This window comes from Methylobacterium sp. Leaf94, assembly GCF_001426045.1.
GTDB lineage: Bacteria > Pseudomonadota > Alphaproteobacteria > Rhizobiales > Beijerinckiaceae > Methylobacterium.
In genome coordinates, this window is sequence record NZ_LMRM01000025.1 from 1 (window position 1) to 23,839 (window position 23,839).

Sequence of the window (23,839 nt, forward strand, 5' to 3'; positions counted from 1 at the left end):
ATGTCTGCTTCATCTTCGCTCCTCAGGGGCTACGATGAACCAGCCATCCTCCGTTCGTGAAGACCCTCAATCTGTCTCACAGGTGCTGACGTCGGACAATGGGATCGAGCGGGTTAAGAAGCGCCTATCGCTCTGTACAAAAGCCGACGAAGCGCTGATCACTGCGACAGGGATCGAGAGGCCGCCTCTCGGAAGCGGGCTGAGAATCATTCACTGGACTGGCTGTACAGCGGACTAGCTGTTCCCGCCCCAACCACGCCGTAGCCAGAAGTCTGGGGCGTTACCCAAAAGCGGTCATTTCCAACAGGCCCGGCACCCTGGACGAAAACCCAGATTGGAGCCTGAGGCCACGAGCATCGTGAGAGGCGAGCTGAGCATCAGGTTCCCGGTGGCCCGCAGGCAGGGGGGGCAAGTCTCAGAAGGCCCGAACGGGGATGCGGACTATTCGTGGGCCCGGAACAACGCACCCATCGCAGTATTGCCGGACAGGACGGCGCAGCCCGTCGGCGCGCGGTCCGCGTCCTCGGTATCCCGCGTTCCGTCAGCCACGTTTTCCCAGCCTGCCCCCGCGCGGCGACCCTTCCCCCGCAAGCTGTCGAGCGGGGCGCCGTCACACCAACTTCGTTCCCGCACTGTTGTCCGGTAAAAGGTTCGCGATATGCTTACCCATACAAACCGGATCGCGCCATGAGGCATTTGAGGCTTTGCCAGACCGAGGTATGGGCATGGCTGGGCGTGAGGAAGACCCGCGATTCCGTCACCTTCGCCTAGGTTCGCTTTCCACCGAGGACGACACGGAGCGAATGAGCGAGCTCATCCCGCCGGTAAGGCTTGTTGAGAACCGGGAGATCACCACGCCCGATCACCTGGCCCTCTTCGAGGTTGGCGACGTACCCGGAGGTTAGGAGGACCCTGAGGCCGGGTCGGAGGCGCTGGGCCTCTACGGCAAGCTGCGAACCGTTCATGCCCCCCGGCATCATCACGTCAGAAAACAGGATGTCGATCCGGGCGACGCCCTGGAGATGGACGAGGGCCTCTGCGGCGTTGCGAGCCACGACCACGCGGTAGTGGAGCTCCTCCAGGCTCTCGACGGCCATGCCCAGTACCTGTTCGTCGTCCTCGACCAGGAGCACAGTATCGCCTTCCGTCGCCCGTCGTAGCGGAAGGTTGCCACTGCCGGAGCCTGCCTCCTCGCTAGCCGGTTCCGCGGAGCGGGGGAACAAGAGGTGGAAGGTGGTGCCGGCACCGAGTTCCGTGTCGATGCCGACGAAACCGCCGGCACTACGGGTGAAGCCGTACACCTGCGACAGGCCAAGGCCTGTTCCCTTGCCGATTTCCTTGGTGGTGAAGAATGGCTCAAACACCCGAGCCATGGTCTCCGGGGAGATCCCGCTGCCCTGGTCTGTCACCGATACCTCGACATAGGCTCCCGGCGGGACGCCCCTGTCGGCCACCGCCGCGGTGTCGAGATGCACGTTCCTGCTCCGCACGACGATCCGCGAGCCGCCCCCCTCCATCGCGTCGCGGGCATTGACGACGAGGTTGAGCACCGCCGCCTCGAACTGGGCCGGGTCGATCCGGATCGGGTCGATGGTGGGGTCGAGTTCAAGCAGGAGCTCTACGGCGCCGCCAGCCGCCCGTTCGGCTAGTGGCTTGAACTCGGAGAGAAGGCGGTTGGGGTTGATGGTCTGGGGCCGCAACATCTGCCTGCGGGAAAAAGCCAGAAGCTGCTGGGTGAGTTGTTCGCCGCGCCGCGCCGCGCTCATCGCCGCCTCCGCCAAACGGACGACGCGCTCCGTGTTCTCCGGCTTGCGCAGCATCATGTCGAGGCCGCCCACAATGACCGTAAGTAGGTTGTTGAAATCGTGCGCCACGCCGCCTGTCAGCTGCCCGATGGCCTCCATCTTCTGGGCCTGCCGCAACGCCTCCTCGGTATTCCGCTGGTCGGTCCTGTCGACGACGATGCCCGCCATGCGGACGGGCCTTCCGTCGCCGCCGTACTCGGTTTTACCCTTAGCCGCGATCCAGCGGATCGCGCCGTCGGTCCGTGACATCCGGCATTCCAGGTCTAAAGTCCCAGTCTCGACTGCCTTCGCGAAGGCGGCCTCGACCATGGGTCGATCCTCCTGCACGGCGTGGGCCAGGAAGGTGGCCCTGCCCCACGACGAGACAGGCGTGTCGTAGCCGAAGATCGCGTCGTACCGACTGGAGCGGCGGGTGATGTCGTTGACGAGGTCGAGATCCCACGACCCCATGCCGGCGGAATCGAGCGCGAAGGCCAGGGTCTCGCGCGCCGCCTCGACCTCGCGCGTGCGTTCCTCGACACGACGCTCCAAGGTCTCGTTCGCGATGCGTAGGCGGCCCTGGGCGTCCTCGCGTTCCCGAAGGTGCTGCCGGGCCTGATACTGGCGCCTTCGGACACGGAGAGCTGAGGAGACCGCACTGAGGAGCGTCTCGGCGTTGATCGGGCGTTCCAGTAGGACGACGTTACCGAGGCGTTCGATCACCGCGGCGGCCTTGGCCGTGCGCCGCCCAGCCTGCCGCGTCGCCAGCATGATGAAGGGGAAGTCCGACCAAGGCGGCTGGGACGCTACCCAGGCGTCCAGGGATGCCGCATCGACGTCGAGGAGCGCCTCCTCGGTCACGATGGATGTGGCGGCGGACGAGCAGAGGCCATCAAGCCACTCGGCGCTGTCGGCGCAGACGGTGACGGCGACGCCGGACTTGCCGAGAAGTTGCGCCATGACGACTGCGTCGCGTCCTCGCGGGGCGAGGATCAGGACGCCTTCCACATCGGGAACGGGTGCAGACGTCATACCGCCGACGTCGGCTCTGCGGCGCCCGGGATCAGAGCGACCTTGCCGTCGTAGGTCGGCAATCCGGATAGAATGCCTTGGAAGTCCGAGAGGGCAGTGCCGACCTGGAGGCCGATGGGGGAGAGCTTGAGTTCCCGGATGGTGCGCTCGTGGGAATTGACCCGGCTCTTCACCACCGACAGGGCGGTCCGGACCGCACCGTTGGCCTCGAAGTACCGGAAAAGCAGGATGCCGTCGCTGAGGTAGCTCAGGTCGATGTCGGACCGGACGTCGCCGATCACGCCGTGCTGGCCGAGGACAAGGAGGGTCGTGGCGCCCTTCTGGTTCAGGTAGTTCAGGAGCTCGTGCATCTGCAGGATGAGGTACTCCTCGCCTGGCATGGCGTGGATGTACGCGTTCAGGCTGTCGAACACGATGAAGCTCGCGCCCCGTGTCGCCACGGTGTTGCGCACCCTACAGGCGAACTCGCCAGGCGAGAACTCGGCCGGCTCGATCTCGTCGATGACGAGGCTGCCGCTGGAGAGATGAACGTCAAGATCCATGCCCAGCGCCCTGGCGCGCGTCAGCATGGTCTGGCGGCCCTCGTCGAACAGGAAGTAGGTAGCCTTCTGCCCCCGGTCCAAAGCCTCAAGCATGCAGCGGACCGCCGTGGTGGTCTTGCCGACACCCGAGGGACCGAGCAGCAGGGTGTTGGTCGCAGGCGCCAGCCCTCCACCTAGTAGGAGGTCGAGTTCCTCCGAGCCGGTCGAGGCCGGGGTCATGTCGAACTCCGCGGCGTGGTCGTCCGCGACGAGGCTGGGGAATACCTCGACGCCGCCCGTATCCAGGACGAAGTCGTGAAGTCCGCCGTGGAACTTGACGCCGCGCATCTTGAGGACGTCGAGGCGCCTACGGGACGCCCCGAAGCCGCGCCGGACCTGTTCCAGCATGATCACCCCATGGGCGATGCTGTGGAGCTGGACGTCGGCGGTGCCGTCGTCCAGCAGGAAGACGGTGCATTGCCTGGAGGCGAACATCTGCTTCAGTGCCAGGATCTGGCGGCGGTAGCGAAGCGGATTCTGGGCGAGAAGCCGAAGCTCGGACAGGCTGTCGAATACCACCCGCTGCGGCTTGAGGCTGTCGACCCGGTCGATCACCTCCCGTACGGTCTCACCGAGCTCGACCTCGGAAGGATGCAGCACGGATTGCTCGCTGTCGGGATCGAGACCAAGCTCGTTGACGAGCTCATAGACCTCGATCCCATCGAGGGACCACCCGTGCGTCCCAGCTGCGAACGCAAGCTCGTCGGCACTCTCCGACAGGGTGACGTAAAGGCCCTTCTCCCCCCGCGCGACGCCGTCGAGAAGGAACTGAAGGCCGACCGTCGTCTTGCCGGTCCCAGGCGTCCCCTCGAGCAGGTAGAGGCGTCCGCGCGTCAGGCCGCCGTCGAGGATCTCGTCAAGGCCGGCGATACCCGTCGATAGGATGTCGCGACCCCTGGGGGCATGCGTCGCGGCAAGTTCTGTCATCAGGCGGCATCCGGTTGGTGGCAACCAAAGCCCGCGTCGTGGGCTCAAAGGTATCTTGGAAAATGCATTCGGACGACAACGCCGGCTTAGCGGTTTAGTCCCATGGCATTCGCCCCCCTTCGTGGCCTGGGCAATTAGTCAGTCTCATCCGCAGAGGGCGGTCGGCTCATTGGTCAAAACCTGACACTTGGTCTTGGCCGATACGAAAACAGATCAGCTCCGCCCGCGATGTTGCGATGCAACATTTTGCGGTCTCGGTCGTTGTATCACTGCTACCCTCGCATCGCCGCGTGAGGGACGGCACGAGGAGATCCGTCCGCCGGGGGGGAACCTCGTTGCTGCCATCCTCGGAAGGCTCCACGATGCGTCTCGCCCCGATCCTCGCGACCCTCACCCTCGTGCTCTCGCCGCTTCCGGCGCTAGCATCGTCCTGCGCCGAGCAGATCGGGACCATCGAGCGCCGTCTCGACAGCGCCGGAGCCGTCCAGGTCACTGGTCTGCAGGACGGCCATAGCGTCCGGACGGGATCACCCCGTGGCGTCGAAGGCGTTCGCACGGGCGCGCCGAGCGACCTCGACATGGTTTTGACGGCCGATCACGTGGCGTCAGCCAGGACTTTGATCATTCGCGCGGCGGACAAGGACCGGCGCGGCGACAAGCGCGCCTGCGAGAACACCATGAGCGAGGCCAAGGGCATGATAGGCGCCCTGCCGTAGGCACCGCATAATGGGCCGGTCCGGGATCGGCCCGGATCGGCCCACCATCGACATGGGAGCGCAAGGTGATGCTGGGACCCGCCGAATTCGAGGACATGCGACTGGACCTTGCCGCCGCCGAACAGGCGGCGTTGTACGACGTCGCCTTCGCCAGCCTGAACCGCCATTGGACTGCCCGCGGTGCGACCTCGGTCGGCAGCGTCTCGCGGATCTGCGAACTCGTCCATGCCCGTGCCGCCGACCGCCCCAGGTCGGATTGGAAGGCCGTCGTGACGGAAGCGACCGGTGAGGCCGGCTTTCATGTCCGATGGGATGGTGACGAAGTCGCGTCGCTTGTTACCTGCCCTTGAGTATCAGTGGATTACGCCAGGAAGCTGCGCCGGACGTCCCGCAACATTGCCAGCGCGTCCATGTCGGCCCACAGCCCTTGCAAGGCATCGGAAGTGTCGAAACCTGTCGCAGCGAGGATCATGGTGGTGACGGCCTGCGCAGACGTTGAGGTCTCCGCATCGACGATGCAGGCGTTCAACTCCGCAAGGCATTCCGGCCGCCGAATACCTGAAATCGGTGTTCTTATGGGCATTGATCGACCCCCGCCGACCAATGTCGACAAATTCTTCTAGCACGAAGCGTTCGTCGCATGTGTAAAACCGTCGGGCGGATTATTCGCCCATCTTGTTAGATTCTTGTCCGCTTCGGACCGGTTCTCGCACTCTCCCTCCGTTTCACGTATGATCGAGCACAATCGAAAGGGCGGGCCTGATGTCGGATAGACGGGAACTCTACCAAAGCCCCAACGGAGACTCCTGGCACCTCGGGCGGGAGCCGACAAATGGTCGGGCGTTCGTCATCCACCAACCCAACGGCCCATCCGGCGGACGGCTCCGCCACGTCGAGCTTGGGGCCTTCCTCAGCGACGGAACGGGCAAGCCCGAGCAGCAGGCGCTTCTGCGCCTGATCGGAACGCTCGTGGACGTTCCCCCTTACGCCGACCGGATGGACGGCAGGGAGCCGACGACGACGCTACCACCCGTGCCCTGACGTCGGAAGTGGCCGTTACGTCCTCGGCATAATGTTCCGGCAGGCTTTCAGGCCGCCTCGGGCACGCCTCGTAACGCAAGAACCGCCTCGGCTTCGAAGAGGGCCGTCACGGCCTTGCCGAGCCTGTTCAGCACGGCCTCGTCCATTATGACCGGGAAGGCTGTTTCCAACGCGCGAGTTGCTCCGACGATGGCCGCTCGCGCAGCCGATGAACGCGGCATACGTCGAATTTTGATGATGGGCATGGGGCATCCTGTGAGGATTCGAGTATGCGCCACGATTGGATATTCGCCTAAGCTTATCGCGGATTGCCCCGCCGACTCGGCCGCCGGCTCGACGGACACGGTCACATCCAACTCCCGTCGTTGATCCGTGCCCTGATCGGCTGCCACTCCGCCAGGGCGTGAGCTTGAGCGATTCCGGCCGCGAGGGCGGCGGAGGCGGAGGGGTAGGAACCCTGGGACTGGTACGGGTGATAGCCCGCCGTCGTGACCGACCATCGGAAGCGGCCCTTCTCGCTCCGGCAGGCCGAGACGGCCACGCTGTGGTTGGGCAACGAGGGAGTGCGCATTGTTATGTCATCCCACGTCGGCGCGTCCCGACCAAGCGGTATCGGTCCTCGCGTAATGGCCTTCGGACAGCCGCGATGCGCTCATTGACACGGCTTGGCTCGGCGATCTTATGAACCTGCCTGCAGGATGAATCCCGTGACAACTGAAACCCCGAGCCCGGCCGCGTGGACGGCGGATCACTTGCGGCTCGCCGTTGACGCGGCGGGAGTGGCGCTATGGTCCTGGAACGTTGACGACGACTCCTTCACGATGGATGCGCGCGGCTACGGCCTCTGGGGGGCACCCCTCGACCGGACGGTGACCTTTGAAGACTTGTCCGGTTTCATCCACCCAGCGGACCGCAACCGGGTGCGCGCGGCCTTCTCGGCGACGCGGGCTCTAATGGGCACCTACGAGATCGACTTCCGCATCATGCAAGGCAAGGACGTGCGCTGGGTCTCGGCACGGGGCCAGGGCAACGACCACAATATCGTCGGCCGGACCATGTTCGGCGTCTTCCTCGACGTGACCGGCCGCAAGCAGGCCGAGGAGGGCCATGAGCTTCTCGCCGGCGAGATGAGCCACCGGGTCAAGAACCTGCTCGCCATCGCAAGCGGCCTGACCGCCATCACTTCGCGTTCGACGACGACCTCCGTCGACATGGCCCGCGAGCTCACGCAACGCCTGACCGCCCTGGACCGGGCCCACGACCTTGTCCGGCCGCTGCCCGGAAGCGAGGGCAAGGCCGCACTCCTCGGCGACCTGATCGCGATCCTTCTGGCGCCCTACGACGACATGGGTGCCTTCAGCGGCCGTATCCGGGTGTCCGTGCCGCGGATGGGCGTCGGCGAGGCAGCGGCGACGACTTTGGCGCTCGTCGTGCACGAACTAGCTACCAACTCCCTTAAGTACGGTGCGCTCTCGGTGCCGACCGGCACCCTCGACGTGTCCTGCTCCTCGCAGGAGTACGTGGTTGTTATCGCGTGGACGGAAAGGGGTGGGCCCGCGGTGGCCGAACCTTCCGGGCCCGGGGGATACGGAAGCAAGCTCCTGGAACGTGCCATGACCCGGCAACTAGATGGCTCGATCCACCGGGAATGGAATACGGCCGGCGTCGTCGCCACCCTCACGATGAACAAGGCTTATCTCGCTTCCTGAAATGGCCTGTCCGGACAGCCGGTAGACATGCGGAGTGGGCCTGAATCCGAAAAAAGGCCGGTCTTGGCCTATTTACCGGCAACCTGATTGGTTTGCTGCGTACGAACGGTGCGTCACGCGCACGTAGCCGATCAGGCTGCAGAGAGGGATTGACCCGAACCCTTCCGGAACGAGGTAAAGCGGTCCTGCTCGTCAAGCGGCACGTTCATGACGCAGCTTAGCCCAGCGGCGTCGAAGTCGAGGTGCACCGTTCCGCCGAGCTCGTGGCTGATGCCACCGTTGATCAGGCGCGTGCCGAACCCCTTGCGGCGCGGCACCGCGACGGCCGGCCCGCCGCTCTCGCGCCATTCCATCGCGAGCCTGCGGGCGCCGCCCTCCGTTGTCGCCACGCGCCACGTGATGTCCACGCGCCCCGCCTCATCGGAGAGGGCCCCGTACTTGGCGGCGTTAGTGGTGAGTTCGTGCAGCGTCATGCCGAGAGCCAGAACGTAGCGCGGCGGCAAGACGATGTCGGAACCGTCGATACGGAACCGGTCCTCGCCGCCATCGCGAAAAAGGGCGAGCTCGTTCTCCAGTACCGTCCGCAGCGACGCCCCGGCCCAGTCATCGCGCGAGAGCAGGTCGTGGGTCTTCGAGAGGGATATGATGCGTCCCTCCAGCCGCTCGCCGGTCTCGTCGGTCCGGCGCGACTGGCGTGCCAGAGACTGCACGGTGGTGAGCGTGTTGCGGACCCGGTGGTTGAGCTCGTGCAGCATCATAGTCTGACGCTCCTGCAGGATGTGGCTCCGCGAGATCTCGGAACGTAGCTCGCCTTCATGCTTCTGCAGCGAGATCGCCATGGCGTCGAAGGCCTCGCCGAGCCGGCCGAACTCCGAGGGTCCCGAGAGCCCGGACCGCGCGCCGAGATCGCCGAGCCGCCAAGCGGAGGCAGCCCGCAGCAGGCGCTGCACGGGACGACGTATGAAGGCGCGCCCGGCAAGGAACGCCGCGACGAGGGCCCCGAGGGCACTCAGGATGATAAGGATCACGCCTCGCTGCGTGGCCGCGTCGATGTCCGCGAAGGCCGCCGCGGGCGAGAGACCGACGGCGACTGTGACGGCATCGAGGTCGTCCGGCGTCTCGGCGGCGATGCCCGTGATCCGCATGTTCCCACGCAGGCCAGGTAGGTCCATGACTTTGCCCCGGTTCCCGGAGACCGCCGACCAAAACGCTGGCGGAAGCGGTTTGCCGACCCACTCGGCGTGATCGGGCAACCGGAGCAGGATGGAGCCGTTCCGGTCGGCGACGGTCAGGGTGGCGTCCGGAGGGAGCCCGGCCCGTGCTTGGTGTCCGGCGAGGTGATCCAGATCAATGCTCGCTACTACGACTCCGACCGGTCGACCATCGGGTCCTGGTATGGCCTGGGCGAACTGCCAGGTTGGCCGCTTGGTGATTCGCCCGGTCACGAACCCTCCGACGGTGAACCCACCCGTCCGCATCGCGTCCTGGAAGTAGCCGCGGTCGGCCAGGTTGTACGCGCCACGCGCCGTTCCGAGGGTGTTGCAGACGATGCTGCCGTCCGTGTCCGCCACCCCGAAGAAGAATGCGCCCGGCACCTTGCCGAGCAAGGTTCTGAGGTAGGCCGTGCAGCTCTCCGGGTCCTTACCCTGGATCTCCGGCACCTCGGCGAGGATGCCAAGGACCTGCCGGGTGCCGCGCCCGAACTGCCCCAGGTCGGCGGCGACGCTGCGGGCGGCGCGCATCGCCTCGCCACGCACGGCCTCGCCCCGCGCGGAGCGAAGCGCGTACTCGTTGTAGCCCTGGATGGCGAGAGCGGGCATGAGCGCGAGCGCGACAAGCCCTATGATGCGTTTGGTCAGCGACATGGATGGATTAACCCAGCGCCCTGGCTTCGCGGGACGTGCATCGAGGCTCAGCGCCCCGAGACATGGGGTGGCCTACGCCTCCGGCGAGGGCCATGAATGCTATGTCTATGGGGATCCGCACGTTAGGCTGCGGCGACATCGAGGATCTCCTGCATCGAAGCCAGGGGGCCCTCCAATCGGCAGACGAGGCCTGTTGGCGCGTAGGTGAGCTTGACCTCCCCGCCGACCTCAGCCGCGAAGCTCCGCTCGATCAGACGCGAGCCGAAACCTTTCCGGGATGGCTGGGTGAGGATGGGCGGGCCCCCTTGCTCGGACCAGGTCAGGCAGAAGCGCGGGGCGTCGCTCTCGTGCACCACGTGCCAGCGCAGGTCGACGACGCCCGTATCGTTGGAAAGCGCCCCGTACTTGGCCGCGTTCGTCGCAAGCTCGTGCAGGGACAAGGCAAGCGACAGGGCGGCCTTGGCTGCCAGGAGGACGTTGGGTCCGCTCGTACGGAGGCGTCCGCCCGCCGCCCCGACATGCACGCCGAGCGCCCCGTCCACCACCTCCGTGATGGGGGCTGCCGTCCAGCTGGCCGCGGTTAGGATGTCGTGCGCACGGCCGAGCGAGATCAGCCGGGCGGCGAACGCTTCCCGCATCTCGTTGACGTCGGTCGATCCGCGCAGGGTCTGGCTAGCGATGGCCTGTACCAGGGCAAGCGTGTTCTTCACCCGGTGCTGCAACTCACCCGTGAGCAGGCGCTGGTGCTCCTCGGCCTTCCTACGCTCCGAGATGTCGAGCATGGCGCCGATCATCCGAACCGCTTGCCCGGCTCCGTTACGGATGACGTAGCCCCGGTCGAGGACGTAGGCGTAGGAGCCATCCGCGCGAAGGAAGCGGTACTCGTCGGTCCAGGCCGTTCCGGTGCTGTCGATGATCGTATGGATCGATGCGTCGATGCGTCCGCGGTCCTCGGGATGGATGTGCCCGATCCACCAGTCGCCGGTCGGTTCCACGGCCTCCGGCGAATGGCCGTAGGCCGCTTGGAGCGCGTCGTTCCAAAGGACCTCGTTGGTGGCGAGGTTCCAGTCCCAGATCGCGTCGTTGGTGGCGCGGGAGGCCAGTCGGTAGCGCTCCTCCGTCTCGCGCAGGGTCTGCTCGGCCTGCCGGGCCTCGGTGATATCGCGCGCCGTTCCGATGAGGCGAAGCGGTCGCCCGTCCTCGAACAGGGTCTGCCCCTTGGCGGAGACCCAGCGCTCGATCCCGTCCTCCGGAGCGATGGTGCGGTAGATGATGTCGTAGACGCCGTCGCCCTCCGGATCGATGGCGGCGGTGACCGCCGCGTCCGCCCTCTCGCGGTCGTCCGGGTGCAGGCGGGCGAGGTAGACGTCGAGGTCGACGTGGGCATCGGGCCCCAGGCCGAAGAAGGAGCGCGTGCGCACGTCCCACTTCAGCACGTTCGACACGAGGTCGAAGTCGAAGATACCCGTACCCGTCGCCTCGACCGCGAGGCGCAACTGCTCGCGTGTCTCGCGAAGGACTTCCTCGACTTGTCGGCGGTCATGAATGTCGCTGGTATTCCCGAGCCAGCCCACAATCACTCCGGCGCCGTCCCGTATGGGCTCCGCCCGGATCAGGAACCAGCGGTAGGTCCCGTCCGCCCGACGGAGGCGTGCCTCGGTGTCATAGACGACCTCGCCCGTGCGCGCTGTCTCCCAGGCCTCCGTCAGCCCGGGCAGGTCGTCAGGATGGATCACGTCGGCCCATCCGGATGGCAGCGCCTGCTCCGGCGTCTGCCCCGTGTAGGCGTACCAGCGGTCGTTGAGATAGCTGAGGCTACCGTCGGGGTCGCCAAACCAGATGACGGTCGGCGCGAGCTCAGTGAGGGTCTGGAACCGCTCTTCGGCCACCTTGCGCTCGTGGATATCGAGGGATGTGCCGATCCAGCTGCGCACGGCTCCGTTGGCGTCGCAGACCGGCCGCGCCCGGGACAGGAACCACCGATACCGTCCATCGGCGCCGCGCAGCAGGAACTCCACTTCGTAAGGCTGCCCCGATCCCGTCGCCGCCAGCCAAGCCCGGCGCGTCGGTTCACGATGTTCGGGATGGATCACGCCCATCCAACTCGTCTCCCCTGTCTCGTCCGCGGGCAGGCCGGTGTAGTTGTACCAATAAGCGTTGCAGTAGGTGACGTTACCGTCGGCGTCTCCGAACCAGACCACCTGGGGGCTGACCTCGACGAGGGAGCGGTAACGAAGCTCGCTCGCCTGCAGCGCCGCGGCGGTCTCACGCTGCTCGGTGCGGTCCCGCAGGATCATGAGGAATCCGACAGTTCGCCCGTCGTCCGATCTCAGGGGCATCATCTCGCCCGACGCCCAGAACCGGCTGCCATCCTTGCGCATGTGCCAGCGCTCGTTGGGCGCGCTGCCATTCTTCGCGGCCAGCCCCATCTCTGCGTCCGGCCGTACGTTCGCGCGGTCCTCGGGCGTGAAGAACGCGTCTACCGCCTCACCCAGCATCTCTGCCTGCGTCCAACCGAGGGTACGCTCCGCACCTGTGTTCCATCGGGTCACACGGCCGTCGATGTCGGTGGACACGATGGCATAGTCCGTCGCGCTGTCGAGGATGCGCTCGTGAAGGAGGCGTTCTTCTTCCTGGGCATGCAACGACCGCCGCAGCTCCATCTGTGCCATGGTCTGGCGGGCGAGGCGGGCGAGGCCCTTGCGCTGGCGCTCCGTCAGTTCATGCGGCTTGGTGTCGAGGACGCAGACCGTGCCGATGGGATGGCCTTCGGCGGTTTTGAGAAGGGCACCGGCGTAGAAGCGCAGGCCAGGGTCCCCGGTGACGAGCGGGTTGCCCGCGAAGCGCGGATCGCGGGTCGCATCGGGAACGTACAGGAAGTCTTCCTGCAGGATCGCCTGCCGGCAGAACGATGTCTCCAATGGGGTTTCGCGTACGCCTAGGCCGACCTCGGCCATGAAGAACTGGCGCCCGTCCCCGATCAGGTTCACCACCCCGATGGGTACGTCGCACAGTTCGGCTGCGGCCTCGGCGATCTCGTCGAAGTCCTGTTCCCGCGGCGTGTCAAGCAATCGGTAGCGGTCGAGTGCACGAAGGCGTTCGACCTCCTCGTCACTCATTTTAGCGCGATCCATGGGAGGGTTAGGCTCAAGCGGCCTGGATCGTTCCGATCAATGAGGATTCCAGCGTCTGAGGCAACCACAATCGAGCTTTCCTGTCCTACGCCCGCCAGGGACACCCTCACGGGCTCCGGAGCGGTATCCCAATGCTGATCCGTAGCCCGTCCGCGTCCGCCGCGACGTCGACGTCCGCACGCGTTTGCGCGGCGAGGATTTTATTGATCAGCCGCATGCCGAACCCCACTGGGTAGGCAGCGCCGGCGGCGGACCGTCGTGCTCGTTTCAGACCCAGGCCAGCCGCCTGGCTTCCACGCGGAATCATCGACGGTCCCGCTCACCGTGACACAACCGTCCGGATGCGCCAGGGCTCCGTGCCGGAGGGCGTTAGTGGTCAGCTCGTGCAAGGCCATGCCGACTGGCACCGCGAGTTCGGATGGGAGTCTCACGGCCGGTCCCCGACGCGTGATGCGTCCATTCTCTTTAATACGGATCGAGCTCGGCCCTGAGCAGGCCCTGGAACGAGACGACCGGAGCCTGATCCTCCTTGATGAGGGCATGAGTCCTGGCGAGCGAGACTATGCGACCGGTGAAAGCCCTGCCGAATTCGGGAAGCGAGACGGCCGAGCGCATAGTCGCGTTCAAGATGTAGACGAACGGCCGCTTTTTCGATTTCATCTCGTCAAGCGGACAGACCGCATTCCACCCCTAGCCGCCATTCGGCTACCGACCCAAGCCAGTCGCTCAGATCAACATCGGCGTTTCTCGGTAGCGGACATTCGTCGGCTGTCTGGCAACTGCGACCAGGGGTGGGATGCGACCTTTATCACCACGGCCGCAACCAGACATCCGCCCCTGTGCCTAGTTCTCCTGCAGTTCTATCTTAGACCTAGCCGTAATAAAGACCATCGGCGCATTTGCGCACAAGATCACATTGCCGCATCGAGCTACATCGCCCGTCGTGTAGAAAATATAAGAAGACAACATTCGTTCTAAATATAACAATTAAAAGCTAGGGATTTGTTTCTTGGGCGTGACTTTTATGTTCTTGCTCCATGGACCACCGTCGCTATACGCCACGGCATAACCAAGCCACCCCAGCCCTCTCGCACAGGCAGAGGTCAATGCCTGCCGTCGATCCCGCCCATGATGGGCCTGCGAGCCGATTGGCGATTCTCTATCGCAGCCATTGCGAGGCTTTGCTGCGGTTTCTGAGCCGAAAGGTCGGCCGACACGAAGCGTCCGATCTGATGCATGAAACGTTCATTCGAGTTGCGCGGGCCGAGCAGGGACGGACCGTACTGCACAACGAGCGCGCCTTCCTGTTTCAGGTCGCGGCGAACCTAGCCGTGGATCACAATCGCGCGCAGGTGCGCCAGTCTCGGCTTCTCTCGCCCGTCGAGATCGACGATTTGCTGGCGGTCACAGACGAGGCGCCGGGGCCGGATCGGCAGGCGCAGGGTCGCCTGGACCTCCAAAACCTCGCTGCCGCTCTACGCGAACTTCCGCCCCGGCGCGCCGAGGCCTTTCGCCTGAGCCGGATCGAGGGCGTGAGTCACGCATACATCGCAGCGCGCCTCGGCGTATCGCTCCGGACCGTGGAAGCCGAGGTCAGGATGGCGCTCGACCATTGTGCGGACCGTCTCCGATCAAGCCGAATCCCGGATTGATTGCGGGATGCGACGCATCGAAACGTTTTACTACCGGGCGCGCTTTCCGTGCGATGACGCGAAACGCGTCCGCAGACCGGCGGGAGAAGTATGAAGGCGCCGAACCATCAGCACGGGCCGACAAGCGGCGACGATGGCGGCGTCCGGCAGCAGGCGCATGCCTGGGTCGTTCACCTGACCTCCGGAACGGCGACGCAGGATGACGCCCGGGCCCTCGCCCTCTGGCGCTCCGTGCCTGAGCACGACGCCGCGTTCCGGGCTGCCGCCGGACTTTGGCAGCGGACGGGCGACGCCCTCGCGGGCACGTCCAGGCCGACAGTCGCCCGGGAGGCACCGCGCGGGATGACCCGGCGGCGCATGCTCGGCCGAGTGGCCGCCGGCGGGGTCGCATCTGCCTCCATAGCCGCCGCGGGCGCGACGCTTGTGTTGCGGTGGCCGACCCTGCGTGCCGCCTACCGGACGGGAACCGGCCAGATCCGGACGGTGACCCTGCCGGGCGGCATCCGCATCGAGCTGGATGCCGAGACCGCGCTGGACGCCGTTCTCGACGACGTGCGGCAGGACATCGTTCTACATGCGGGCTCGGTGGCCGTCACCGTTCAGGCCAACCGCACTGCCCTCGCCGTGGTCGTGGGTGAGGCGCGCCTCGTCACCGAGCCGAGCGAGCCGGCTGAGGTCGTCGTCCGCTGCAGGCCGCGCGGAGGCCTGTCCGGCTGGGTCGGCGGCCAGGATGCCGACGTGGCCTGCCTGTCCGGCCGCGTTACCGTCGTTCCCGCACCCGGCGTTCCTGCGACGCGCCTCGTGGCCGGACAGGAGGTCGGGATCGGACCGGATACGCGCGGCCTCCACGCCATCGACGTCGCCGCCACGGCGGCGTGGAGGCGGGGCCTGCTCGTCTTCCGCGGCACGCCCCTGGCGCAGGTCGTGGACGATCTCAACCGATACCGGCCGGGCCGGATCGTCGTCGCCAGTTCGGCTGCGGCCGCCCGGCGGGTGACGGGCGTGTTCCACCTCGCGCGGCCGGAGGAGGCCCTCGGCAGCATCCGCACCGCCCTCGCCCTATCGGAGGTCAGGTTCGGCGACCGCCTCGTCGTCCTGCGCTGAGCGCCGCGCAATGGCGTCGGACAGCGAAAAGGCAAAAAGTTTTTTTGCGGGCTCGCCACCCGGCGCGCGTCTGAGGAATCAGACGGGCGATCACGACCCGTCGGTCAGCGGTGACAAGCCGCTGTATGGCGTGGGGCACGATGATGGCGCGCGGACACAGGCGGAATCGGGCAGGGGACGGCTATCGGATGGTGACGGGATTGAGTGGGGTCGCGGCACTCGTGCTGGCCCTACCGACGCAGACTTCGGCAGCCATCGCCCCCGCGGACCTTACGGGACCGATGTTCGAGGCGCGGATCATCCGCGTGACGTCACCCAACCCGGATGCGTACGAAACCCTAAACTTCGCGATTGCCGAGCAGCCCCTCGACGAGGCTCTAGCAACCTATGGCGCCATTAGCGGCGTGCAGCTGATCTACGACAGCAACGCCAGCCGCCGCCTGCGCTCGAAGCCACTCTCCGGACGCTACGACCGGATGGAAGCCTTGCGGCAACTGCTTGCAGGCACCGGCCTGGTGCCGCACTTCACGGCCAAGCGGTCGGCCACCATCGTCGGTGTAGTCGCTCAGGCAGAAATCGCCGGCCAGCATGACGGCGCCGTCACCCTCGACGCCCTGGAGGTGACCGGTGACACGGCCCTCGGACCGGTCAACGGCTACGTCGCCAGACGCAGCGCGACAGCAACGAAGACCGGTACGTCGATTCTCGAAACGCCGCAGGCCATCAATGTGGTCGGCCGGAAGGAGATCGAGGATCGTCAGGCGCAGAACGTTCGCCAGGCCTTACTCTACACCCCGGGCGTGCTCACCCAGTACGGCACTGACCTGCGCTACGACTGGCTCTACGTCCGCGGCTTCGTGCCCGGACGTTACCTGGACGGTCTGCGCCTGCCGTTCGGCGCGCGGGGCTACTCGCAGCCGCTCATCGAGACGTACGGCCTGGAGCGCGTCGAACTGCTGAAAGGCCCTTCCTCGGGACTCTACGGGCAGAACTCGCCAGGCGGCCTGCTCAACCTCGTCAGCAAGCGTCCGACCGCGGTGCCCCTGCACGAGATCCAGCTTCAAACCGGCAGTTACGGACGTGCCCAGGCCGCCTTCGACCTGTCCGGCCCCGTCGATCCGGACGGCCGGATCCTCTACCGGCTTACCGGGCTCGCGCGCACCACCGGAACCCAGCTGGATTACCTGGAGGAAGACCGGGTCTTCATCGCACCGAGCGTCACGTTCCGGCCGGACGCCGACACGTCCTTCACGATCCTGTCTCAGTACCTGCACATCAACTCGCCCGGCGGCGGCGCGCCGCAAGGCCTGCCGACCCTCGGGACCCTGTACACGAACCCGCGCGGGCGCATCCCCACGCGCCGCTTCATCGGCGAACCGAACTACGACCGGTTCAAGCTCGACCAGAGCTTCATCGGCTACGCGTTCGAGCACCGCTTTAACGACGTCTGGACCGTGCGCCAGAACCTTCGCTTCGCGCATGTCGAAGCCGACACCCAACGCGTCCAGGCGATCGGTCTCGCCGCCGATGGACGGACGTTGTCGCGTTATGCCTGGGCCTTCCCGGAACGGTCGAACCTCTTCAACGTCGACAACCAGGCGGAGGCGCGTTTCCTCACCGGACCTTTCGCCCATACGCTCCTTTTCGGTGCCGATTACCTGCGCGAGGATGCGCGCTACGACGAGTCCAACCTGCGGATCGTCCCCTCGGTCGACATCTTCGCCCCGGTTTATGCCGGCACGGTCACGCGTCCGCCCCTCGGGACGCAGATCACGCAAGGGCGCAATCAGACCGGTGTGTACGCGCAGGACGAGATCCGCTTCGGGGGCTTCAGTCTCACGCTGAGCGGACGCCAGGATTGGGCCAATGCCATCACGCGGACCCGGACCGCCTCGACCGGCGCGCTGGCGCAAGTGAAGCAGGACGATGCCGCCTTCACCGGCCGTGTCGGCCTCAGCTACCTCTTCGAGGGGGGCCTCGCCCCTTACGTGAGCTACGCGACGTCGTTTCAGCCGACCTCCGGCACCAACCGGCTCGGCTCGCCCTTCGCTCCGACCACCGGCGACCAGATCGAGGGCGGCATCAAGGTCCAGCCGGCCGGTTCGAACCTCCTACTCACCGGTGCGGTGTTCGACCTGAAGCAGCAGAACGTGCTGACGCCGGACGCCCTCGACTTCCGGTTCAACACCCAGGCTGGTGAGGCACGAGTTCGTGGGCTTGAACTGGAGGCCAAGGCCAGCCTTACGGACAGCCTCGACTTCATCGCCTCCTACGCGGCCATGAACAGCAGGTTCACGAAGGCCAACCCCAACGCGGCGGGTGTCAGCATCGTCGGTAACGAATTGCCCTTCGTTCCACGCCATCAGGCGTCAGCCTGGCTCGACTACACGATCCGAACGGGGGATTGGGCTGGCCTCGGCCTCGGCGGGGGCGTGCGCTACATCGGCGTCTCGGTCGGCGACAACGCCAACCTCTATCGGACACCCGCGGTCACGCTCGTCGACGCAGCGCTGCGTTATGATTTCGGGTATCGCTATCCGAGCTTGAAGGGCGTCGACCTTGCGCTTAACGCAACGAACCTGTTCGACAGAACCTACGTCACGACATGCATCGCTGCGACCGGCTGCTTCTACGGAAACAGACAGACGATCCTCGCGACGCTACGCTATCGCTGGTAATGATCGAAGAAATTTGTCACGGAATTCGGAAGGGCGAAGCGCTCAGCGCAATTGGCAACGCTGACCACGCAGGATGATGCGGGATTTTAGGTCGCAAATCTTCGCCCGTTTCATTAATTATCGAAGCGAGGTGGGCGGACTGTGTTACGTCACGAACGGTCCCAAAGGCTATATCTTGTTCATGGCATCCATCCACCGGAAGCGGACGGGCCGAAAACCACCCGTTATGGACGTTCGGAGCAGCAGCGTCATTGCCTTAGGACGAGCCGAAGGCATGTCCCCCACGGATCACGCAGGACGAGTGTGTCACCGTCCTCCACGAAGAACGCGCCGGCGTTCCCGCAGCGGCTCCGTGTCGATGCCAATGTCTCACCGTCGGCGACCAGGGTCACCGCCGCGAGGCCTGTCGTCCCCTCGGTGCGCACTGGGGCGCCACGGCTGTTCCATATGTTGCCGGCGAGCTGGTGATGGTAGCCGCCCGATCCAAGGAACAAGGCGCCCGGATAGCGGCACATGACGTCTAAGCCGAGCAGGCCGGCATAGAAGCGCTCGGTGGCTTCGAGGTCGCCGACCTGGAGGTGGACGTGGCCGACGCAGGAACCTGGCGGCATTCCGGACCAAGGACGCTCGGCGGCATGGACGAGCCCGGCATGGTCGAGGCGTTCGTTGCGCATCACGACTGAGCCGTCCGGCGCATGCCGCCACGCTGATGCGGGACGGTCGACGTAGATCTCGATGCCGTTGCCTTCCGGGTCCGAGAGGTAGACCGCCTCGCTGACGAGGTGGTCGGCGCCGCCCGTGAGCGCGATGCCGAGCCTCTCCGCATGTTCGAGCCACGCCCCGAGATCGGCACGGCTCGGGAGTAGGAACGCAGTATGGAAAAGCCCCGCCTCATGAGGCGTCCACAAGCGGGCTTCCGGTTCGCCTCGAAGCACGAGGAGAACTGTGTCCCCCACGCCAAGCCGCACCGTACCAGGCTCCCGTGAAACCGCCTTAAGTCCGATTACGTCCTGGTAGAACCGCGCGAGTGCACCGAGGCCTTGCGCGACCAGGGTCACCGCACCGATGCGGTAGGGTGCCCCGGTAAGGATAGAATCCGGGACGTCGGTTACGAGGCTGGGTGCCGGATCTGTCATGTTACGCCTCCTAGAACGGCGGCCTCCAGGTCATATGACTGTGCTGTAGAGCGAGCCTCCGGGACGACAACGCGGTCGATGCTTTAACGAGCCACTTGGCAACTGGTCAGTTGCAAGGGATGCCGGCGGTCTAAATCGGCGAACCGTGCGGATGACGAGCCCAACGGACTTCCCCTGGCACCGGGTGGGGTCCCGTGCCCCGCCGACGATTGCCGCCGCTTCGGCAAAGAGTTGGGGGCCGAACGCACCCTGCTCCACGCCTGCCCGAACGACCCGGATTGGTCTCGCTCCTTTTCGCCGAATAGGTTGCTGGCACGGTAGCGTTCGGCGGAGACGCCGCGCAATGGTCCCAGTCACGCACTCCGCGCGCCGGGCGATTTCAGACGTAAAGAAGGTAACGAACCATGCATGTGCCACAAGCCGGGATGCCGTGGTGGAGTTGGACTTGGCCCGTCCTGGCCCTGGTGCTTCTCGGGGCGGCTTTCATGACGGAGCCGCCCGTCGTCCTGCTCGGCGCAGCCGGCATCGTTCTCGTCGCGACCGTGTTCGCCGCGGTCTTCCACGCGGAAGTCGTCGCTCACCGAGTTGGCGAACCGTTCGGCACCCTCGTGCTCGCGCTCGCGGTCACCGTGATCGAGGTCGCGCTCATCGTCTCGGTCATGCTCGGCGGCGGCAGCGGCAAGGCGGAGCTTGCGCGCGACACCGTCTTCGCAGCCGTGATGATCATCTGTAACGGACTTGTCGGCCTCTGCCTGCTCTCGGGCGGTGTCCGCCACCGCGTGCAGGGCTTCCGGCTTCATGGCGCGCTCGCAGCCCTCGCGGTTCTAGCTGCCCTCGTCACCCTAACCCTGGTCCTGCCGAACTTCGTGAGCACCGCCGGACCGGTTTTCACGGTGCCCCAGCTCCTGTTCGCCGCGGTGGCCTCCCTGGTCCTCTACGGCTCGTTCGTCTTCGTACAGACCGTACGCCACCGGGACTATTTTTTGCCGGAGAGTGGCACAGGCGATGAGAAGGAGCATGCAGCGCCACCGTCGGGCGGATTGGCCCTGTCGAGCTTTGGCCTGCTTCTCGTCTGCCTCGTGGGAGTAGTGGGGCTTGCCAAGGTGCTTACGCCCACATTGGAGTGGAGCATCGACGGGCTCGGGATCCCCAAGGCGGTGACCGGCATCGTCATCGCGATGCTCGTCCTGATGCCCGAAGGACTTGCGGCCGTGCGTGCGGCGCGCGCCAACCGGCTCCAGACCAGCATGAATCTCGCACTTGGTTCGGCATTGGCATCCATCGGCCTGACGATTCCGGCGGTCGCCTTGGTCTCCGTGCTCACCGGCCAACCGCTCACCCTGGGGCTCGGACCGAAGGATCAGGTGCTTCTGGCCCTCACCCTCCTCGTCGCCGTCATTACCCTTGGCATCGGACGCACGACCGTGCTTCAGGGCATCGTGCACCTCGTGATCTTCGCCTCGTTCCTGTTCTTCGCCGTGATGCCTTGAGGGTCCTGCAGGATGGCGGCCCTTGGCTTCCGCATCCATGGCCCCTCCTGGTGAGCTTGCCGAAGGCCCGCCCCTTGCCATCTGCAAGCTCACCAGCGCGTGAGCGCCACGACCGCGGTGGCTGCGATGGCAGCGACGAGGCACCCCTCGACCACGAAGGACGTGCCGAGTTGCTCCAGCCAGCGTGCCGTACCTAGCACCAGCAGCATGATCGTGATGGCCAAGGCCCGTGCGGCGATGATCCTCATCGAGCCCCTTCCCGTCGCGTCACGGCGACTGCCCTCGCCACCAATCCTAAAGCGGCGCCCCTGCTTCCGCAGAACGCACCGGCATCCTCATCCATCCTGGCAGAAGTCCATCGTCGCGGTCATCAAGGGACCGGATGCATGGCGGCGGCCAGCGCGCCACTCCTCCATGCGCCGCCATGGTGCGGCTTCGTGGGCGTAGATACGCCGGCCGCCGCCCCCTACCCAAGCACGAGCCTGGGGGCGGCCTGCGCGATCTCGGACCATCCGGCATGCATCGGTGGCCGAGGCTGCCGACAACGTCCGGAAGCATGCGGGGGGACCACCAGGACGTCCGCGCCTCCAGTGGAGAGGATATCCTCGGTGACGCTTCCGAGCAGCGCCTTCCTGAACCCAGTGCGGGCATGCGTGCCGAGCACGAGCAAATCTGCGGGAAACCTCTCGGCAAGACGAGCGATTGCCTCTTGCGGGGAGCCCTCCTCAATCCGCCTCGACCAATCCCGGTCGACAAGGCCGCCGCTCGCGAGAAGCGCCTCGACATCCTCCGCGCACCTGGAGCGGCAACCCTCGACGTAGCTGTCGATTTGGTCGCGCCCGACCCCGAACCCGGACAACTTGGACTTCCCCGGTGCCTCGAAGGCATGCAGGACTGTGACGTGCGCACGGTCCAGGAGCTTGAGCGACCCCGCACTCTGGAGTGCCCGCAAGGATGCGTCCGAAAAGTCGACCGGGATCAAAACCCTGGCGTAGAGAGATGCGCTAGAGCGCCTTGCGACAAGGATGGGGCATGGGGCGTTTCGGATCAGGTTCCGGAGGGTACGCCCCGTATAGCGGGTGCGCGTCCGGTGCGGGGAGCCGACCACGATCAGGTCGACATCGTGAACAACCGCCGCATCCTGGATCTCGTCGGAGGGACGGCCCCGGACGACGAGCGGATCGCATCGGATACGGTAGAGTTCCGGCACCACGGCGATCTGCTCGACCGTCATCCGCTGGGCCTCGCGGATGTCCTGGGAGGTTTCCCGTGAGCCCGGACCGTCCACGACGTGCATCAGCATGACCGTCCCACCGCTCCGGGCGGCCAGGATGCCCGCACGCCGCACCGCCCTTTGGGACCGGGGCGAGAAGTCAGTGGCTACGAGAATACGCATGAAACCTTCTCCTGGGAGCGAGGACTGCGACAATAGTTTGAGCGGATTGGCGACCCGACACGCACTTCCCCGCTCGCGCGAGATCAGGCCGCCTTGGCGGCAGCCGAGAAGCCATCATTGGTTGTCGGGCTGTTCTGTATGGATGGTCATCCACCCCGAGCGTCGAGCGTTCGCCGCTCTCCGGCTTCGGGGCTTAGCGGCCTGCGACGAGGCGGCCGGCTCGTTTATTTAGAAAATGATCGAGAATAAACATGGCACTTAGATAGATAATCGATCTTGCCGTTTAATCAAGTTTTTGTTCAGGGCGTGGTCGAAAAACAGCAACCGCTTAGCCAATAACTTCCATCGCTTTACGAGCTGCTTTATCGCCCGACCGAATGGCTCCCTCGATGCAGGCGGGCAGACCCGTGTCCGTCCAGTCGCCGGCGATGAGAAGATTCCGAAATTCCGTTCGCGTCGGAGGGCGTAGCCGTGCCGCCTCCGGCGTTGCCGCAAAGGTCGCGCGTTTCTCGCGGACGACCTGCCAAGGCGGAGGCTTGTCCGACAGGCCCGTCATGTACCTGCCGGTGACGTAGGACACCTCGGTCCAGGTCCGATGCGCAAGTTCCTGTCGGCTCATGCCGTCCAGGTCGGTTCCGCTGACCGTCACCGAAATCCGGTCCGGGTAGGCGAAGATCCAGTCGGACAGCCCGTTCACCACACCTGTCAGCCGCGGCAGGTCGGCTGGAGCGCTCGCGCCGAAATGGACGTTCGTGATCCCACGGTGGTCCGCCGGGACCTTCAACCCCGGGACAGCCTCGGCCGTGGCCTGGGGAGGAAGCGCGAGGATGACCTGGTCCCGTAGCCGCAACGGCATCGAGCCGTCGCCGAAGACTAGGCCGGCGACGTGGCCTCCTTCATACGCGAGGCGGTGCAGGCGGCGGTTGTAGCGGACCACGGCCCTGTGCTCCTTCAAGCAGCGCAATGCCGGCTCGACGAAAGCCTCCGAGAGACCGGCCTGGGCAATGATTGGCCGGCAAGCATTTCCGCCCTCGCCGAAGGTCTCGCGCAGGACCTGTGCGGCAAGGATCGCATCGGCATCCCTCGGGTCGATGTTCAACGCTGCCAGGAGGACGGGGCGCCAAAGCCGCTCGTAGAGTGCCCCTTCGCAAGAAAGGACATCCGAGACCTTCGCGCCCGGTCTTGCCGATAGGAGGCGGAGGATCGCTGCGTAATCGGTGGCCTGGGTGCCTGGAACACGTCGGGCGGGATCGAGAATCCACCACGGCACGCGCCCTTGGTTGAGGCGCAAGGTCCAGCGCTCGCCTGCGGCGAGGTCAATGAAGGGAAACTCGGCAAGCGCGTCCTTGGCGACCGCCCCGCGGCCGCCGATGCGATCCAGGAAGGCGGATGTCGCCTCGTTGCCCGACAGGACAAGGTGGTTGCCGTTGTCGATGGTCATCCCGAGTTGCGGGTCGTGATAGGACCTGCAGCGGCCACCGGCATGGCCGGCGGCCTCGTGGACGATCACCGTACGCCCGGCATCCGCGAGACGCACGGCGGCGGAGAGCCCCGACAGCCCCGCGCCCACGACGTGAACGACGCCCGTCATCTC

Annotated in this window: 20 protein-coding genes and 1 pseudogene; 9 read left to right on the forward strand and 12 right to left on the reverse strand. The window is 65.8% G+C overall.

The genetic code is table 11. The features are described 5' to 3' along the window. Positions 1-767: 767 nt before the first annotated feature. Together ASG63_RS14400 and ASG63_RS14405 are read right to left on the reverse strand one after the other, a co-directional pair. A complete protein-coding gene (locus ASG63_RS14400; RefSeq protein WP_055954021.1) occupies positions 768-2,816 on the reverse strand; it encodes a PAS domain-containing hybrid sensor histidine kinase/response regulator in 2,049 nt (682 codons plus the stop codon). After that, a complete protein-coding gene (locus ASG63_RS14405; protein WP_055954022.1) occupies positions 2,813-4,324 on the reverse strand; it encodes an ATPase domain-containing protein in 1,512 nt (503 codons plus the stop codon). Before ASG63_RS14405 ends, ASG63_RS14400 begins: the two co-directional genes overlap by 4 nt. Positions 4,325-4,686: 362 nt before the next feature. Here ASG63_RS14405 and ASG63_RS14410 point away from each other — a divergent pair, with 362 nt between their 5' ends. Further along, positions 4,687-5,040, forward strand: coding sequence for a hypothetical protein (locus ASG63_RS14410; RefSeq protein ID WP_056217575.1), 354 nt, complete (start codon positions 4,687-4,689; stop codon positions 5,038-5,040). 68 nt (positions 5,041-5,108) lie between these two features. Next, complete coding sequence (locus ASG63_RS14415; protein ID WP_055954028.1) at positions 5,109-5,390, forward strand: hypothetical protein; 282 nt, start codon at positions 5,109-5,111, stop codon at positions 5,388-5,390. Positions 5,391-5,401: 11 nt separating this feature from the next. Here the strand turns inward: ASG63_RS14415 and ASG63_RS25315 are convergent, their stop codons facing one another. Next, on the reverse strand, positions 5,402-5,569 hold the full coding sequence (locus tag ASG63_RS25315; RefSeq protein ID WP_156375697.1) for a hypothetical protein: 168 nt from the start codon (positions 5,567-5,569) through the stop codon (positions 5,402-5,404). Between the two features lie 233 nt (positions 5,570-5,802). Between ASG63_RS25315 and ASG63_RS25820 the strand changes: the two genes are divergently transcribed. Further along, positions 5,803-6,081, forward strand: coding sequence for a hypothetical protein (locus ASG63_RS25820; RefSeq protein WP_055954031.1), 279 nt, complete (start codon positions 5,803-5,805; stop codon positions 6,079-6,081). 47 nt (positions 6,082-6,128) lie between these two features. Here ASG63_RS25820 and ASG63_RS25320 read toward each other — a convergent pair whose 3' ends face one another. Together ASG63_RS25320 and ASG63_RS14425 are read right to left on the reverse strand one after the other, a co-directional pair. Then, positions 6,129-6,326: a hypothetical protein gene (locus ASG63_RS25320; RefSeq protein ID WP_156375698.1), complete on the reverse strand. Its 198-nt coding sequence runs from the start codon at positions 6,324-6,326 to the stop codon at positions 6,129-6,131. Between the two features lie 101 nt (positions 6,327-6,427). Next, positions 6,428-6,652: a hypothetical protein gene (locus ASG63_RS14425; RefSeq protein WP_055954034.1), complete on the reverse strand. Its 225-nt coding sequence runs from the start codon at positions 6,650-6,652 to the stop codon at positions 6,428-6,430. A 127-nt stretch (positions 6,653-6,779) separates the two neighbouring features. Between ASG63_RS14425 and ASG63_RS14430 the strand changes: the two genes are divergently transcribed. Continuing rightward, positions 6,780-7,790, forward strand: coding sequence for a sensor histidine kinase (locus tag ASG63_RS14430; RefSeq protein WP_055954037.1), 1,011 nt, complete (start codon positions 6,780-6,782; stop codon positions 7,788-7,790). 131 nt (positions 7,791-7,921) lie between these two features. On the opposite strand, the gene ASG63_RS14435 is transcribed toward ASG63_RS14430, so the two are convergent. From ASG63_RS14435 to ASG63_RS26505, 3 genes are all read right to left on the reverse strand, one after another. Next, positions 7,922-9,655 carry an HWE histidine kinase domain-containing protein gene (locus ASG63_RS14435; RefSeq protein WP_055954040.1) on the reverse strand — a complete coding sequence of 578 codons (1,734 nt, stop codon included), beginning with the start codon at positions 9,653-9,655 and terminating at the stop codon, positions 7,922-7,924. A gap of 122 nt (positions 9,656-9,777) precedes the next feature. After that, complete coding sequence (locus ASG63_RS14440; RefSeq protein WP_056217579.1) at positions 9,778-12,774, reverse strand: PAS domain S-box protein; 2,997 nt, start codon at positions 12,772-12,774, stop codon at positions 9,778-9,780. A gap of 480 nt (positions 12,775-13,254) precedes the next feature. After that, complete coding sequence (locus tag ASG63_RS26505) at positions 13,255-13,449, reverse strand: HWE histidine kinase domain-containing protein (protein ID WP_055954046.1); 195 nt, start codon at positions 13,447-13,449, stop codon at positions 13,255-13,257. A 488-nt stretch (positions 13,450-13,937) separates the two neighbouring features. Between ASG63_RS26505 and ASG63_RS14450 the strand changes: the two genes are divergently transcribed. The 4 genes and pseudogenes from ASG63_RS14450 to ASG63_RS14460 all read left to right on the forward strand — a co-directional run bounded on the left by ASG63_RS14450 (position 13,938) and on the right by ASG63_RS14460 (position 18,223). Continuing rightward, complete coding sequence (locus tag ASG63_RS14450) at positions 13,938-14,441, forward strand: RNA polymerase sigma factor (RefSeq protein WP_244479913.1); 504 nt, start codon at positions 13,938-13,940, stop codon at positions 14,439-14,441. 90 nt (positions 14,442-14,531) lie between these two features. Beyond that, positions 14,532-14,696 (forward strand): annotated as a pseudogene (locus tag ASG63_RS27030) (FecR/PupR family sigma factor regulator); the annotation flags it as partial. 171 nt (positions 14,697-14,867) lie between these two features. After that, the gene (locus ASG63_RS14455) at positions 14,868-15,545 is read left to right on the forward strand and encodes a FecR family protein (RefSeq protein WP_244479914.1); all 678 of its coding nucleotides are present in this window, start codon (positions 14,868-14,870) and stop codon (positions 15,543-15,545) included. Between the two features lie 188 nt (positions 15,546-15,733). After that, positions 15,734-18,223, forward strand: coding sequence for a TonB-dependent siderophore receptor (locus ASG63_RS14460; protein ID WP_244479915.1), 2,490 nt, complete (start codon positions 15,734-15,736; stop codon positions 18,221-18,223). Between the two features lie 248 nt (positions 18,224-18,471). On the opposite strand, the gene ASG63_RS14465 is transcribed toward ASG63_RS14460, so the two are convergent. Beyond that, complete coding sequence (locus ASG63_RS14465; protein WP_056217588.1) at positions 18,472-19,359, reverse strand: VOC family protein; 888 nt, start codon at positions 19,357-19,359, stop codon at positions 18,472-18,474. 404 nt (positions 19,360-19,763) lie between these two features. Here ASG63_RS14465 and ASG63_RS14470 point away from each other — a divergent pair, with 404 nt between their 5' ends. Next, positions 19,764-20,849, forward strand: a complete 1,086-nt coding sequence (locus ASG63_RS14470; protein WP_056217591.1) for a calcium:proton antiporter — start codon at positions 19,764-19,766, stop codon at positions 20,847-20,849. An 89-nt stretch (positions 20,850-20,938) separates the two neighbouring features. Here the strand turns inward: ASG63_RS14470 and ASG63_RS25985 are convergent, their stop codons facing one another. The 3 genes from ASG63_RS25985 to hpnE form a co-directional block, all read right to left on the reverse strand. Then, positions 20,939-21,097: a hypothetical protein gene (locus tag ASG63_RS25985; RefSeq protein WP_200957550.1), complete on the reverse strand. Its 159-nt coding sequence runs from the start codon at positions 21,095-21,097 to the stop codon at positions 20,939-20,941. 218 nt (positions 21,098-21,315) lie between these two features. Then, positions 21,316-22,245: a universal stress protein gene (locus ASG63_RS14475; RefSeq protein WP_082559319.1), complete on the reverse strand. Its 930-nt coding sequence runs from the start codon at positions 22,243-22,245 to the stop codon at positions 21,316-21,318. A gap of 328 nt (positions 22,246-22,573) precedes the next feature. Beyond that, entirely contained in the window at positions 22,574-23,836 is a 1,263-nt protein-coding gene (gene hpnE / locus ASG63_RS14480; protein WP_056217593.1) for a hydroxysqualene dehydroxylase HpnE, read from the reverse strand. Positions 23,837-23,839: the final 3 nt, after the last annotated feature.